This window comes from Butyrivibrio sp. DSM 10294, assembly GCF_028539135.1.
GTDB lineage: Bacteria > Bacillota > Clostridia > Lachnospirales > Lachnospiraceae > Butyrivibrio.
On the sequence record NZ_JANSWL010000087.1, the window covers coordinates 99,750 to 114,973 of the forward strand.

The 15,224-nt window shown below is 45.4% G+C and carries 15 protein-coding genes; 7 read left to right on the forward strand and 8 right to left on the reverse strand.

Annotation, left to right across the window (positions count from 1 at the left end; translation table 11 throughout):
- Window positions 1-80: 80 nt before the first annotated feature.
- The 5 genes from NXH67_RS14410 to NXH67_RS14430 all read right to left on the reverse strand — a co-directional run bounded on the left by NXH67_RS14410 (window position 81) and on the right by NXH67_RS14430 (window position 4,159).
- Window positions 81-677 (reverse strand): TetR/AcrR family transcriptional regulator, encoded by a 597-nt coding sequence (locus tag NXH67_RS14410; RefSeq protein WP_272797827.1) that lies wholly within the window; start codon window positions 675-677, stop codon window positions 81-83.
- A gap of 36 nt (window positions 678-713) precedes the next feature.
- Window positions 714-1,202: a hypothetical protein gene (locus NXH67_RS14415; protein ID WP_022777847.1), complete on the reverse strand. Its 489-nt coding sequence runs from the start codon at window positions 1,200-1,202 to the stop codon at window positions 714-716.
- Window positions 1,203-1,375: 173 nt separating this feature from the next.
- Window positions 1,376-1,918, reverse strand: coding sequence for a zinc ribbon domain-containing protein (locus NXH67_RS14420; protein WP_272797828.1), 543 nt, complete (start codon window positions 1,916-1,918; stop codon window positions 1,376-1,378).
- A gap of 50 nt (window positions 1,919-1,968) precedes the next feature.
- Entirely contained in the window at window positions 1,969-2,868 is a 900-nt protein-coding gene (locus NXH67_RS14425) for an HAD family hydrolase (RefSeq protein WP_022777849.1), read from the reverse strand.
- The gene (locus NXH67_RS14430) at window positions 2,861-4,159 is read right to left on the reverse strand and encodes an adenylosuccinate synthase (protein ID WP_022777850.1); all 1,299 of its coding nucleotides are present in this window, start codon (window positions 4,157-4,159) and stop codon (window positions 2,861-2,863) included. Before NXH67_RS14430 ends, NXH67_RS14425 begins: the two co-directional genes overlap by 8 nt.
- A gap of 245 nt (window positions 4,160-4,404) precedes the next feature.
- Between NXH67_RS14430 and NXH67_RS14435 the strand changes: the two genes are divergently transcribed.
- The 4 genes from NXH67_RS14435 to NXH67_RS14450 all read left to right on the forward strand — a co-directional run bounded on the left by NXH67_RS14435 (window position 4,405) and on the right by NXH67_RS14450 (window position 10,342).
- Window positions 4,405-6,120, forward strand: a complete 1,716-nt coding sequence (locus NXH67_RS14435; protein ID WP_272797829.1) for a methyl-accepting chemotaxis protein — start codon at window positions 4,405-4,407, stop codon at window positions 6,118-6,120.
- Between the two features lie 157 nt (window positions 6,121-6,277).
- Window positions 6,278-7,201 carry an ArsR/SmtB family transcription factor gene (locus NXH67_RS14440; protein ID WP_272797830.1) on the forward strand — a complete coding sequence of 308 codons (924 nt, stop codon included), beginning with the start codon at window positions 6,278-6,280 and terminating at the stop codon, window positions 7,199-7,201.
- 8 nt (window positions 7,202-7,209) lie between these two features.
- Complete coding sequence (locus tag NXH67_RS14445) at window positions 7,210-9,912, forward strand: translation factor GTPase family protein (protein WP_272797831.1); 2,703 nt, start codon at window positions 7,210-7,212, stop codon at window positions 9,910-9,912.
- Window positions 9,913-10,030: 118 nt separating this feature from the next.
- Entirely contained in the window at window positions 10,031-10,342 is a 312-nt protein-coding gene (locus NXH67_RS14450; RefSeq protein WP_022777854.1) for a hypothetical protein, read from the forward strand.
- Window positions 10,343-10,425: 83 nt separating this feature from the next.
- On the opposite strand, the gene NXH67_RS14455 is transcribed toward NXH67_RS14450, so the two are convergent.
- Both NXH67_RS14455 and NXH67_RS14460 read right to left on the reverse strand, forming a co-directional pair.
- Window positions 10,426-10,650, reverse strand: a complete 225-nt coding sequence (locus NXH67_RS14455; protein ID WP_272797832.1) for a helix-turn-helix domain-containing protein — start codon at window positions 10,648-10,650, stop codon at window positions 10,426-10,428.
- Between the two features lie 13 nt (window positions 10,651-10,663).
- Window positions 10,664-11,359, reverse strand: a complete 696-nt coding sequence (locus tag NXH67_RS14460; RefSeq protein ID WP_272797833.1) for a DUF2975 domain-containing protein — start codon at window positions 11,357-11,359, stop codon at window positions 10,664-10,666.
- A gap of 218 nt (window positions 11,360-11,577) precedes the next feature.
- Here NXH67_RS14460 and NXH67_RS14465 point away from each other — a divergent pair, with 218 nt between their 5' ends.
- The 3 genes from NXH67_RS14465 to NXH67_RS14475 all read left to right on the forward strand — a co-directional run bounded on the left by NXH67_RS14465 (window position 11,578) and on the right by NXH67_RS14475 (window position 13,873).
- Complete coding sequence (locus NXH67_RS14465) at window positions 11,578-12,534, forward strand: DMT family transporter (RefSeq protein ID WP_272797834.1); 957 nt, start codon at window positions 11,578-11,580, stop codon at window positions 12,532-12,534.
- Window positions 12,531-13,562 (forward strand): aldo/keto reductase, encoded by a 1,032-nt coding sequence (locus NXH67_RS14470; RefSeq protein ID WP_272797835.1) that lies wholly within the window; start codon window positions 12,531-12,533, stop codon window positions 13,560-13,562. The genes NXH67_RS14465 and NXH67_RS14470 overlap by 4 nt, the downstream gene beginning before the upstream one ends.
- 89 nt (window positions 13,563-13,651) lie before the next feature.
- Window positions 13,652-13,873, forward strand: coding sequence for a DUF1858 domain-containing protein (locus NXH67_RS14475; protein WP_035787974.1), 222 nt, complete (start codon window positions 13,652-13,654; stop codon window positions 13,871-13,873).
- 62 nt (window positions 13,874-13,935) lie between these two features.
- Here the strand turns inward: NXH67_RS14475 and NXH67_RS14480 are convergent, their stop codons facing one another.
- Complete coding sequence (locus NXH67_RS14480; RefSeq protein WP_272797836.1) at window positions 13,936-15,201, reverse strand: LppM family (lipo)protein; 1,266 nt, start codon at window positions 15,199-15,201, stop codon at window positions 13,936-13,938.
- Window positions 15,202-15,224 lie beyond the last annotated feature (23 nt).

Below are 15,224 nucleotides of genomic sequence, written 5' to 3' on the forward strand. Positions count from 1 at the left end.
TCCTCATTCCTTTATATTTCTTGGTACATTTTATTAAAGAAAAAGTGCTTATCCAGAATAATAAGCACTTTAATTAATAACTAACTATTTATATCATCGGGCACTAAGCCTTCCAATACGTACATTAATTCTCTGTCGATTGCTTCCTCGGAAACGCCGATGGTCTTGGATGAGATCTTGAGACCTTCCACCACGTACATAAGATTGCGAGCACAGCCAACAGGGTTCTCGCAATAGAATTCGCCGGTCTCCACGCCGTTTTCGATAAGTTTCTCAACGATGCGTACAGCTGTATCAAACTGATTCTTCAATGGATTATCTTTTGCCGACACTTTATGAACGGAAAAATATTCATAAGTCGCGACAGTGAGATTGTTCTTTTTTCTGAGGATTGCTTTCTTCTGTTCCTTAAGGAAGATAGCAAGCATATCGCCTGCGGAGGCATCTCCGGAAAGAGCTGCCACAACTGCCTCTTCGTCATCCTCATCAACTTCATCTGCAAGAACTGCCAGGAATAATTCCTGTGTACTGGAAAAATAGAGATAAAGACCCCCGCGGCTGATGTCGCAGGCGTCAACAATGTCCTTCATTGTAACATTCTTATAACCTTTTTCGGAGAAAACAACCCTTGCCTTATCAAGGATGTATTTCCTCTTCTGTGCGGATTTCTCTCCCATCTCTCCTCCACAACAAAGTTTTATGCTTGGTGAATATTACGCAAGAGGCTTGGAATCCTCATGTCCCCAAAACCTTACAAGCTCATCCATCTTCTCAACAACCTTGTACAGAACGCCGTTGCGAACCCCTTCGCTCCATACGCTGCCCTTGGTCATTCCGGATAAAATATACTTGGAAAGAATGCCAGCCAGATCATCGATGTCCGTAATCTGGGCATCCTGAATGAACATAAGCTCGTCCTTAGGACTGTTTAAATGATTTCTGCTGTAGACGTAGACATAATTGCGATCCAAAAGTTCAGTGGTCTGGCACGCCTTGACAAAAGCAAGCAGATTCGCGTCATATACCGGAAAAGGTATAGACTTAAGATCGTTGCTGCTGTAACTGTGAGATACATCAACATTGGAAGCGTTGTCCTTCAGCCATCTGAGGTATGGAAGAATCTTCTCAAGCTGAGGGCGATATCTTGAAACGATATCCTCGACACTGTTTTCATTGACATTGTTGTCATTTTCCATGCTCATTAGAAACCGCTCCTTATCTGGCTTACAGCCAATTCACGAACAATCAGGGCAACAAAAAACACAAGTCATAGTCCGAAAACATTATAACAAGGGGTCGCCTAATTGTACAGATAAAAATGTCACTATTATAAAGAAAAAACCTGCCACAAAAGTGTGCAGGTTTTTAATCTGAATTACATGAGTTTCTGTTTCTCGGAATCGGATACAAACATCAGAATTCCGGGGATAATACCAACAAAGAGAAGTGTGCATACCTTTAAGCCGGTATCAAACAGCTCACCCTTGTCGATCTTCTTGAAAGTAATAACCGTCATGGGAATCATCCATGCCAAAGGAATAAAGCAGGCACAGGCACCAACCACGCAGGAAAGGATCATGAACACCTTGATGACTGTATCAAGAGTATCATCCTTGTGATAGGACTGGCCATACTGATTGTACTGTGTATACTGGTTGTACTGGCTGTAGGTGCCGTTCTGATAACCCTGCTGTCCCTGATATGGCTGAGGTGCCGCAGGAGTCGGCGAGGGCTGCTGTGAAAAAGCACTGTCAGGGTCAAAGCCCTTAATCTGAGGCTCCTGGTAGGGAGCGCTCTGTGTATTGGAAAACTGACCGTTCATCTGTGGCTGAGCATTCTGTGATGAAATGGATGCACCGCAATTTGAACAGAACACACTGTTATCAGGTATCTCAGCCCCGCAATTTGGACAAAACATTTTTTCTTCCTCCGTAAATAAAAATCTACACTAAAAACTACTTAACTATCTTAATATCTGACTCCCAGATTGTGCAAGTCTTTTACAACCTGCTCGTATGATTCGTATACGATACCGTTCCAGCCAAGAGACCTGGCTGCATCGATATTGACCTTGGTATCGTCAATAAATACTGTCTTCTCCGGTACAAGATCGTAGCGGCTTGCAAGGAGATTGTAGATTGCCGGATCAGGCTTAACCACGTGCTCTCTGTAGCTTAAGATTCCGCCGTCGCACTCGGAAATAAATGCCATGGGCTCCTCATTCCCTTCAAGAGCTTCCTTGGAAAAATTGGAAAGGTAGTACACGCGATAACCTGCTGCCTTAAGGGATCTGATCCAAGGCACGGTCTCTTCTCTTTTCTCAATAATGTCATTAAGATCCGTGAAGATACCAAGAAGATCACCGGCTATCTCAGGGTCATTCTCCGCAAACTTCTCTGCAATCTGTCTTGTAGTAAGATTGCCCTTATCGAACTCCACCCAGTCTTCACTAAGTACGGAAGCCTTGGCGATGCGATCTGTCATCTGCTCATCATAGCCCTTGTTTTTGATAAATTCTCGCCATACAAAGGTGCCAAGTACATTGCCTATATCAAAGACAACAGTATCAATCTTGCCCTCCGGGATAACATTGCCGTACTTGTCATGCTGCTTGTTGCTGGTCATGGCATCCAGGGATGCAATGGTATGTCTTCCGGTCATAGCTCCTATTACCCAGATGAGTAACCACAGCATAATGGGAATTGCCACAGTAGCGGCCACGCATCCGACAAACAGATTGAAGGTGGCGGGAGACCCTACAAGGGCCAGCACGAACAGTGCCACATACATTCCCACAAGAAGTACTATTCCGGCAAGTGCCAGTACTCTTTTATAGGTAGGAGTCTTTTCCTTATTGTTATCAGTCATTTTTTAAATTGCTCTTTCTGTAAATAATATCTGTTCTGGCAGGTCCGTTACTAACCATAGTGATGGGATAGCCGATCTCCTTCTCGATGAACTCGATGTAATTACGGCAGTTCTCCGGAAGCTCCTCATAGTTCTTGATGCCTCTGATGTCGCACTTCCAACCGGGAAGAGTCTTGAATACGGGCTTAGCCTTGTCAAGAAGGTGTGTTACAGGGAACTCTGTAGTAACCTCTCCGTCAATGTCATAGCCTACACATACAGGGATCTCATCAAGATATCCCAGAACATCAAGTACAGTGAAGGCTACATCGGTTGTGCCCTGAAGTCTGCAGCCGTACTTACTTGCAACGCAGTCATACCAGCCAACTCTTCTGGGTCTTCCTGTGGTAGCGCCGTACTCACCGCCGTCGCCTCCGCGTCTTCTGAGTTCCTCTGCCTCATCACCAAAGAGCTCGGACACAAATGCACCTGCTCCTACAGCTGAAGAATATGCCTTGGATACTGTAACGATCTGCTTGATCTCATAAGGAGGGATTCCTGCGCCGATTGCGCCATAAGCTGCAAGAGGTGAGGAAGATGTAACCATGGGATAGATTCCATGGTCGGGATCCTTCATGGTTCCGAGCTGTCCTTCAAGGAGGATTGTCTTACCTTCCTTGATAGCCTTGTCAAGGTAAAGGGATACGTTTCCAACATAATCTCTTACCTGCTCTCTCCAATCAACGATCTGGTTAAAGAGTGCTTCCTGATCAATAGGATCTGAATGATAGAGGTTAACAAGAAGAACGTCCTTGATCTCAGCGATTCTTGCGATCTTTTCCTTAATTACATCATCATCCTGGAAAAACTCATTGATCTGCCAGCCGATCTTGGCATATTTATCTGAATAAAAAGGTGCAATACCTGACTTGGTTGAACCAAAGCTCTTACCTGCAAGTCTTGCCTCCTCCAATGTATCGAAAAGTACATGATAGGGCATCATTACCTGTACCCTGTCAGAGATCATGATCTGAGGTGCCGGAACCCCCTTGGAGGTTACCTCTTTAAGCTCATTCATGAACTTGGTGATATCAAAGGCAACGCCGTTACCTATGATATTCATTATATTCTGATGAAATACTCCCGAAGGCATTGTGTGCAGTGCGAACTTACCATACTGATTGACAATGGTATGCCCTGCATTTGCTCCGCCCTGGAAACGGATTACCACATCCGCCTGGTCTGCGAGAGTATCTGTGATCTTACCTTTTCCTTCATCACCCCAATTGGCACCAACTACTGCTTTTACCATCTACATATCCTCCTATCGGTTCTAAGACAAACGGTCCAAAACCCTTTTTTTGTCCATTAATCGCCTACACTATAGTACACTCATTATCCTAATAAGTAAAAGCAAAATTTTAATTTTCCAATTTTTTATATTATTTTATACATTTTTATTACAATAATCCGTCAAAACGCATAGAATATTAGATATAAGATGTCGCAATTGCAACCATATTCCGATGATTAAAATGATGATAAGGAGGCTCTATCATGGCTGAAAACGACAAACGTGGTAATGATTCCAAACAGGACATTTTTAAAAACTTAAAAATTTCCGATAAATTCAAAAAAGTCTTTAACCGTTTAACAAATAATCTTATCATTATTTTTATTGTGGTCATTCTTATTGACGTACTTTCTCTTTTCAATCTGCATAGCATCTATGCGGTTTATTATGAGCAGAACAGTCAGCAGGGTGAGATCAGAATAACCATTCAGGCTCTGGCCAAATACTATCTGTGGTCCATGAGCGCCATAGAGGCTGACGACCGCGAGGAACAACTGGCAGGAGTTCAGGAGAAGCTCCAGGAGCTTAATGATGGTCTGGACAGTCTTTCCAAGTATTATAAGGGTGATCTTACTGCAGCCTACCAGCATGTAAAGGATATCGATAACTGTGATGATGAACTGACAAATATGACCGCCTCCGGCTCTTCCAAGGAGGAAATCTACAATTATTATGTAGGTACTGTAAACGAAGCCATCAAAGTTGTCGTTAAGGATTTTAAAGAAATAGGAATCTCCGCCAAGGAGCAGGCCAAGTCTGCTTACACAATTGCTATTACCTCTGTCATTATTATGACTGCGATATCTCTTTTGGTTGTAATATATGCGATCATTTCTTCGAACAAGGCAAGAATTGCCATCACAAACAGTATCCTTGGTCCCATCGAAGCAATCTCCAATGCAGCGGATGACATGGCCAAAGGTAAACTGGAGGTCAAGGTCAATACAGATTCGCAGGACGAACTTGGCAAACTTGCCGATGATATTACAGCATCCACCAATGTTATAGAAAACATTGTAAAAGATATTAATGAAACCCTTAAGAGAATGTCAGCAGGTGATTTCTCCTCCGGTTCCAGGAACGAAAAGCTCTACATAGGAGATTATCAGGCCATCAGAGCTGCACTTACAGACATTTCAGACAACCTGTCCAGCACACTCTCAGAGGTTATGAATTCTTCCTCACAGGTATCACAGGGTGCCACAAATATGTCACAGGGTGCCAGCGATCTTGCTGAAGGTGCCACAGACCAGGCCGCTGCTGTTGAAGAACTTACCGCTTCTGTAAATTCAGTAACAGAGCAGACCAAGCAGCTCGCAGAAGTTGCCGAAAGAAGTAAAAACATGGCAGCCTCTGTAAGAGATAACGCCGAGACCAGTGCCCGCAAGATGCATCTTGTTACAGATGCCATGACGAGAATCACCGAAGCTTCCGCGGAGATCGAGCAGGTTACCAATTCAATCGAAGCAATCGCCAAGCAGACTTCACTCCTTGCCCTTAACGCTTCCATCGAGGCCGCAAGAGCAGGCGAGACAGGAAAAGGCTTCGCAGTAGTAGCAGATCAGATCGGCAAGCTGGCAGACCAGTCCAGTGAAGCCGCCAAGAATACCCATCAGCTCATCGCCGATACAATGGATGAGATCAGTAACGGTAATGCCGTAGTTACAGAAACCACCGAGGCTCTGGACGCAATGCAGCACAGTGTGGAAGAGATCACAGAGATGATCGTCCAAACCGGAGATCTGGCAGAGCAACAGGCCCAGAGCATGGACGAAATAGACAAGGGAATTGAGATGATCTCCAACGTCGTTCAGAACAACTCCGCCACTGCAGAAGAATCCAGCGCGGTTTCCCAGGAGCTGTCGGAGCAGTCGGAAAGCCTTAACAGACTCATCGGACAATTCACGATCAACGAGTAACATTGTTAATAAAGCCTTTTGCGTATGGCTTGTTCCTGCGTGGGGGGCTTTTATTTTGTTGCAAAACAGGCTGTTCTTTACTATAATTTTCAGTGAAATATTTTATATTCTTTTAAACTATGAGATAAATTCAAAATATACAGAGAGGTAACACGCTATGTTACACATCAAATCCCTCGATGAAGGCCTTGACCTCTTTAAGGCTCTCGGCTCAGATATCAGAGTTGAGATCATCAAGATCCTTTTAAACGAAACGGGCATGAATATGAACGAGCTGGCAAGTCGCCTCAAGATAACCAACGGTGCACTCACCAGCCATATTAGAAAGCTCGAGGAATGCGGCATTGTTACGGTTTCCTCGGAAGGCACCGGCCACGGCAATGAGAAGGTATGCTCGGTTCGTCTGGACAAGATCCTGATCGAACTTCAGAACGCTCCTCGTAACACCAACGTATATACCTCCGATATCAAGGTTGGACATTTTACCAATTATGAAGTGTATCCCACCTGCGGCCTGGCTTCCTCCAAGAGACTTATCGGTGAGGTTGACGACACCAGATATTTTGCCCATCCTGACCGCTATGAGGCTGATATTCTCTGGTTTACCAAGGGATATGTGGACTATGCGATTCCCAATTTCATTCCTGCGGGGCAGAAAATTGATGAGATCTGCATCTGCGCGGAACTGAGCTCTGAGGCCCCGGGCGTCAACAACGTCTGGCCCTCCGATATCTATTTTTACCTTAACGACACTCTTCTTGGCACCTGGGTGTCCCCCGGCGATTTCGGAGATGTCAAGGGAATCTTCACCCCCGACTGGTGGTTCTCAGGCTGGAATCAGTACGGCATGCTCAAAACACTGGTGGTTAACCACAAGGGTTCCTTCATCGATGGAATCAAGATCTCCGATGTTACGATAGACAGCTTCACATTGAACTCCAGAAGCGCTCTCAAGTTTCGTCTTGAGGTTCCCGAGAATGCCGAACACGTAGGCGGACTTACTATTTTCGGGCACGGCTTTGGCAATTACAATCAGGATATTAATGTTAAGATTGCCTACAGCCCCCTTGAGAACATATAATAGCTTTTATGAATACTAAAAAGATAACACTTGGCATCCTGGCACACGTGGATGCCGGCAAAACCACATTGTCCGAAGGGATGCTCTATCTCTCCGGCACCATAAGAAAACTCGGAAGGGTCGATCACAAGGACGCCTTCCTTGACACCTATGAACTAGAAAGAGCCCGCGGGATTACTATCTTCTCCAAGCAGGCTCTTTTCGACTGGAAAAACAATAGCTTTACTCTTCTTGACACCCCCGGCCACTCGGACTTTTCTCCCGAAATGGAGAGAACTCTTCAGGTTCTGGACGGTGCGGTTCTGATCATCAGCGCCGCAGACGGTGTCACAAGTCAGGTGCGTCTTCTCTGGAAGCTCCTGTCTCACTATCAGGTTCCCACCTTCATTTTCGTCAACAAAATGGATCAGGCAGGCTCAGACAAGGCTGCTATTTTGGAGCACCTGAAAAAGGAGCTGGGAAGCAATGTTATCGATTTCTCCGATGGGACAGCCTCACCCGATACTCAGGAAGAACTGGCGGTATGTGATGACAGCCTTTTATCTGCATTTCTTGAGGGAAAAGAGGTCTCTGATTCCGATATAACCGGTCTTATCTGCGACAGAAAGAGCTTCCCTGTAATCTTCGGAAGCGCCCTTAAGATGCAGGGCGTAGAGGAGCTTCTTAATCTTATCACAACTCACCTGTCTCCCTCCGCAGAGGATGGATCAGGCGCTTTTGGCGCAAGAGTATACAAGATAAGCCGCGACAACCAGGGCAACAGACTGACTCACCTCAAGGTCACCGGCGGGGTTATTAAGGTAAGGGACCTTATCGGTGAAGAAAAGATAGACCAGATCAGGATCTACAACGGTGAGAAATTCGAAGCCGTCAAGGAAGCAGGCCCCGGCACAATCTGCGCCGTGACAGGTCTGTCCTCAACAAAGGCCGGAGAAGGGCTTGGCTGCGAGAAAAAAGCCTCTGAGGCAGAACTGATCCAGCCCATCATCTCCTGCTCTCTCATACTTCCCGAAGAGACTGACACCTTATCTTTTTACAAAAAGCTCATGATACTGCAGGAAGAGGAACCCATGCTTCGTATCTCCCTAAAGGAACTTCCCGGAACCTCAGAAAAGCAGATTGAAGCTCAGGTAATGGGCGAAGTCCAAAAAGAGATCCTGCATCACCTTATCAAAGAGCGTTTCGATACGGATATTTCCTTCGGACCGGGCCACATCGTTTACAAGGAGACAATAGCATCTGCTGTGGAAGGCGTAGGACACTTTGAGCCCCTAAGGCACTACGCAGAGGTTCACCTTCTTCTGGAACCGGCAGAGCCCGGAAGCGGCATCATACTTGATAACATCTGCAGCACCGACGTCCTTGCCCTTAACTGGCAAAGGCTCATCCTCACCCATCTGCAGGAGAAGGCCCACAAGGGTGTCCTTACAGGCTCAGAGATAACGGATATCAAGATCACTCTTTTGACCGGCAGAGCCCATGAGAAGCATACCGAGGGAGGAGACTTCAGACAGGCCACCTACAGGGCTGTGCGCCAGGGACTTATGGAGAGCGATTCAGTCCTTTTGGAACCCATGTTTAATTATAGGATGGTTCTGCCTCAGGAATCGGTTGGCAGAGCCCTTAACGACATACAGAGAATGAACGGCACTGTAGGACTCCCTGACATGGAAGGCGGCAAATCCGTGCTGACAGGCACCATTCCTGCAGCCTGCCTTGGGGACTACGCATCGGAGCTTACCTCCTACACCCACGGCGAGGGCTATATAACCACCACCTTAAGCGGCTATGCTCCCTGTCACAACCCGGAGGAGGTCATTGCATCCTTTGCTTACGACCCGGAGGCTGATCAGGACAATCCTTCCTCTTCTGTCTTTTGCTCCCACGGCGCAGGAACACTTATTCCCTGGAATGAGGTACGTAGTTACATGCACCTTGATACCGGCTGGAATCCCGAAACCGGCTTTGAGAAAAAGACTGACCTCACTGACAGTATCGACATGGAGGCCCTTAAAAAGCTCCAGGCCCATAAAAGGAAGGATACTGAAGATAACCGCTCTTTTGCGGAAATAGACAGAGAGATAAGAGCCACCAACAATGAGCTGATGGCCATATTCGAGAGAACCTACGGCCAGATCAAGCCACGATATGTTGAGAACTATGAGGAGCGACGCCGCACCAAGGACACTCCCCTTGCAAGCGAGGGCCCCGCTCCCGAGGTATCTCTTAGTAAGAAAAAAGCTGCGGGCCTCGAGGCCAAGAGCGCTCTCATCGAACGCCCCAAAGAATATCTTTTGGTTGACGGTTACAATGTGATCTATGCGTCACCGGAGCTGTCAAGCCTTGCTCAGACAGACCTTAAGGCTGCCAGAGACGCTCTCATTGACCTGCTGGTAAATTTCGCAGGTTTTCGCAGGGAAATAGTCATCCTTGTCTTTGATGCCTACAAGGTTCCGGGAGGTACCGAGCACATAGTAAAGCACCACGATCTCACCGTCATCTACACCAAGGAGGCCGAGACCGCTGACCAGTACATAGAAAAAGCAGCCCACGAAATTGGCAAAAAATACAAAGTAACCGTAGCCACCTCCGATAACATTGAACAGGTTATTGTTATGAGCAGCGGTGCCCTGAGACTTTCTGCCAGAGATTTTTTACTTGAGATAAAACATACAGAGGAACAGATCAAAGAAAAAATGAGCAAATTTTGACCTTTTTTCCTGAAAAAAGTGTCATTCGTCCGATTTCAAGTGTCATTCGTCAGATTTTTTACAAAAATGTTACGCAATATGTTATTATTTTGGACGTGAGGGAGAAAGGAAAGACGTTATGAAGAAAAGGATAATAGTGCTTATTACTTATATGTTTTTGCTAGTTGCTACTATCATCCCAGCGGTACTGATGCTCAAGCACTTTGCCTGGTTTTACCACTACGGAGATAACAGCATGTTAGGTCAGAGTGCTCCGCTTCACTGTGGTTTAAGGGGAATCATTATGAGTATTGACAACACCATAGTCTGGGGCGGAATCAGTATCATCCTTTGGACATTTCTCATGATTATTACCGTAACGGTAACAATTTATATGTATGTCCGAATCGCCAGTAACGAACCTTCAAAGGTAACCGGTTACGGCAACTGATTGCGGTTTTCTTACTAAGCGAAGATGGGTCTTCATAATGAAGGCCCATCTTTTCTTGTTCCGATTTTTTCATTCGGATCATATTATTCTTCGTGTCCTGCATTCTTGTCATATTCCAGAATATCTCCGGGCTGGCAGTCAAGTGCTTCACAGATTGCTTCCAGTGTTGAAAATCTTACGGCGCTTATCTTGCCGGTCTTGATCTTCGACAGATTCACGTTGCTGACTCCCACTTTCTCTGAGAGTTCATTGAGACTCATCTTGCGGTCAGCCATAACACGGTCCAGTCTAAGTATGATTTTTCCCATAGTCCGTCCCTCCTTATAATGTCTCATCAGACTCAGTCTGAAGCATTGCGCCGTACTGGAATATATGTGCAAGTCCAAATAAAAGCACAATTACAAGTACTGTTGCCAGATTAAAGTCAAAACCCGAGTTCATTCTTGAAGAAAAAACTGAGGTTACGGCACTTCTTAAAAATCCGCCGACGATTGCCCAGGGAATAAGTGCCCATGCACATCTCTTTATTCCGAAAATAATTGACTCTTCAAAGGGTGATGCAGTTGTCTCCAATGCCTTGCACAGCTTCTTAACAAAGGTTAAAAGAACCAGGCATACTGCTATGTAAACAATCGCGGTGATCAAAACAAATATAATTCTGCTTGAAGTAACTCTTGCAGGCTCCTTAACATATGAAAAAGATATGGTATCACCGGAAACTGTAGTATCTGAAGGTACATAGTTATCACCATTGATAGTCCAGGAGCCTTCGGATGTGAATCCATTCTCTTCAAAATCCTTCGCAGAGATCTGGGAAATATCTTCATTTCTGACTTCTATTACTGCTGTTCCGTCAAGTTTTATTGCGAACAGATCCTTGGGGATGATGAGAAGTGCTATTATTCCGAGGATAGCACATACAAGTCCTATCCATGTGCAAACAATGCATATTATGCTGAGTACTCTTCCTGTCTTACCAATCTGATTGATCTTGCTGATAGCGTTTTCTTTGTTCATGATAACCTCCTATTGTTGTAATTGAATAATGAGTTGTTGTCTGTTAAATTATTGTTTGAACCGGGTTTTATATGCCCCACGCGCGTTTAACTTAAAACATTTAAGTTTTAATGTTTATCGATAAATCAATATTATAATGTCTTTTATCTTTTGTCAACTACTTTTTAATGTTTTTCATTTAATATTTTATTTAAAGGAGATATTTTTTAATTTTAATTATGAGTACATCCAAAACAAACGTAAGTCTCAAACAGCTGAAAAGCTCATTATTGCTGCTTCTGGCGGCAATTGTATGGGGCGCAGCCTTCGTGGCTCAGTCCGTTGCCGGAGATAGCATAGGTACCTTTACCTTCAACGGTATTCGTTTCATTATCGGAGGAATATGTCTCCTTCCCTTTATACGCAAACAGGGAACAAAGATCACCTCCATATCCCGTGAAAAGCTCCTGGGAGGAGTACTGTGCGGCACTGCCCTTTTCCTGGCTTCAACAGCCCAGCAGGCAGGAATCGCCATGGGTGCAGAAGCCGGAGAAGCAGGGTTTCTTACAGCCTGCTATATAGTACTTGTGCCTGTTATCGGAATATTCCTTGGAAGAAAATGCTCCGGTATCGTATGGATCGCAGTAGGTATCACTCTGGCAGGGCTATATCTTCTTTGTTTTCAGTCTTTTCCAAGAAACGGTCTGTTATCCATGTCGGGAGCCAATTTAATGCTTCTTCTTTGCGCATTTCTCTTTTCGGTGCAGATTCTTGGTATTGATCATTACGCTCCCACCATGAGCCCGGTGTCCCTGGCCTGCGTGCAGTTCTTCGTAAGCGGCGTACTGTCCTGCTTAATGGCTGTTTTTACAGAAGTTATTACGGATCCTTCAGGCTGGGCAGCCTCCTTGTCAGTTCCAAGTGCATGGATACCGATACTGTACACCGGAATCTTCTCAAGTGCAGTTGGTTACACACTTCAGGCTGTGGGACAGAGGGACTTAAATCCCACCTTGGCATCGCTTATTATGAGTATGGAATCTGTTTTTTCCACGTTGTTTGGCTGGCTTATTCTGGGACAGACCATGACTGCAAGGGAACTTTTGGGCTGCGCCCTCATTTTTACCGCAATAATCCTGGCCCAGGTTCCCCTTCCGCAAAATGATAAGAAGAAATTGAAAGGAGATTACTTATGAAAAATATAACGCTAGGAAGTACCGGTATCACCGCCCCTCAGAACGGTTTTGGAGCTCTTCCCATCCAAAGGGATGACATGGACACTTCAGTCAGAATCCTGCGAAAGGCCTATGAAGGCGGAATCACTTATTTCGATACCGCAAGGGCCTATTCAGACAGCGAGGAAAAGCTTGGCAACGCTTTTTCCGGCGGCATCAGGGAGAAAATCTATATTGCAACCAAGACCCACGCCAAGACTCCCAAGGATTTCTGGAAGGATCTTGAGACCTCACTTAAGCTTCTTAAGACCGACTATATCGACCTGTACCAGTTCCACATGGTACCGCAGTGCTTTAAGCCAGGCGATTCCACAGGTCTCTACGAATGTATGCTACAAGCCAAGGAAAAAGGCATGATCAGACATATCGGTGCCACAGCCCACAAGGTCATGGTAGCCATGGAGTGCGTAGAGAGCGGTCTGTATGAGACCATGCAGTTCCCCTTCAGCTATCTCTCCTCCCAAAAAGAGATTGAGCTTGTTAATCTGTGCAAAGAAAAAAATGTCGGTTTCATCGCCATGAAGGGACTTGCCGGAGGACTTATCAACCGCTCCGATGCAGCAATGGCCTATATGACTCAGTATGACAATGTAATGCCTATCTGGGGAATACAAAGAGAATCCGAGCTGGATGAATGGCTCTCATATATGGACAAGACTCCTGAGCTCACAGGTGAGATCAAGGAGTTCATTGAAAAGGAGCAGGCAGAGCTTGCCGGCGACTTCTGCCGTGGCTGCGGTTATTGTATGCCCTGCCCCGCCGGAATCCAGATCAACAACTGTGCCCGCATGTCCTTGATGCTAAGGCGCGCTCCTTCAGAGAACTGGCTTACCGACGCCTGGCAGACAGAGATGAAAAAGATCGAAGGCTGCCTTAATTGCAGAGCCTGCACCACCAAATGCCCTTACGAGCTAAACACTCCGGAGCTTCTTAAGAAGAATTATGAAGATTACAAAAAAGTTCTTGCAGGAGAAGTTAGTGTGCGCTAAAATGATTTAGCACAATCTTTTTCGAGGTGTAAAAGATGAATTTAAAAGATTTATTCTTTGGAAATGATACAGAAAGTGAGGAGAATACAATGTCAGAAGTTAAAGATCTTATTACTCCCGATATGCTTATGGGAGATATCATTACCAAGCATCCTCTTGCAGCACAGTTCCTTATGGAGTGCGGAATGGGATGCATCCACTGCCCCGCTTCCCAGATGGAATCACTGGCTGAAGCCTGCGTGGTACACGGCATCGACAGCGAAGAGATCACAGATGCACTTAACGAGTATCTGAGCGAGCACAATGCATAATAAGTATTAATGATTAAAGGAGCTGCGTGGCAGCTCCTTTTTATTGTTCATATCCTATTCTATTAACTTATCCTGAAACCGCAGATTCCGCAGAAAGAATTACCATCCTTAATTGTTGCGCCGCACTTCGGACATACAGAAACCAGTGCTGCAGCGGTAGGTTCATTACTCTGGTTCATCTGTGGTTCCACCTGCTGACTTATAGGCTGTTCCACCTGCTGATTCATCACTGGCTGGTTCATCACTGGCTGATTCATCATCTGTTGGTTCATCTGCTGCTGATTCATCATCTGCTGATTCATCTGTTGCTGATTCATCATTTGTTGGTTCATCACCTGCTGGTTCATCATCTGCTGATTCATCACCTGCTGGTTCATCTGCTGCTGATTCATCTGCTGATTCATCACCTGCTGGTTCATCTGCTGCTGATTCATCTGCTGATTCATCATCTGCTGGTTCATCATCTGCTGACTCATAGGCTGACTCATAGGTTGACTCATCTGCTGACTCATAGGTTGATTCATCTGCTGACTCATAGGCTGTCCCATCGGTTGATTCATCGGCTGTCTCATCTGCTGATTCATCTGCTGCCCGTAAGCTCCCATGGGCTGACCATAGGGCATACTTTTATTTTTCTTGGAATTATTTATAAGATAAAAAATAACGCCGCCAACCACCAAAAGAATAGCAAAAAGGTAGCCTGCCATCTGATACAGATCCTTAACTTCAAAGCCCCCTATAGATCCCGAACCCGATTCCGCATCACCAAGGTCATACTCAACGTGGATTGCCTGACCGCCGGAGAGCTCCATAAGATCCCAGGTAAGCGTCCTTTCGTCATCGGATATATCAGTTGCATTGCACTCAGTCACTGCAACAGGAAGCTCTATAACTGCTGTAATATAACCATCATATGCATCCATGTAATCCTTGTAAACAACAAGCTGTTCATAATAATCTTCGTCAAAAAGAGTCCAGTCTATTGTATATTTACTGCCGCTTCTTTTGACCTTCATCTGCAGTGCATCCTGTCTGGAATCCATCTTCTCCAGGTCAACATCTTCCTGCGTCGCAATATATCCGGTATACCCATCGTCGTAATATTCGCTTATGGTCCAGCCTTCCTTTTCAAGCCCCTTCATATCTTCGCTGAGCGTTGAATCATACTGATCCCCCGAGTCACCGGTAAATTCGTCGCTGAAGGCCATAACGATGGAAATATCCGCCTTACCGCTTTTATCTATCTTAACAGTGGTGGCGCATCGCATACATCCGGTCATAAATGTAGCGCATATAAGTATCATAAGCATCGAAAATACTTTTTTCATCCCGGTTCTCCCCGTTATCATTT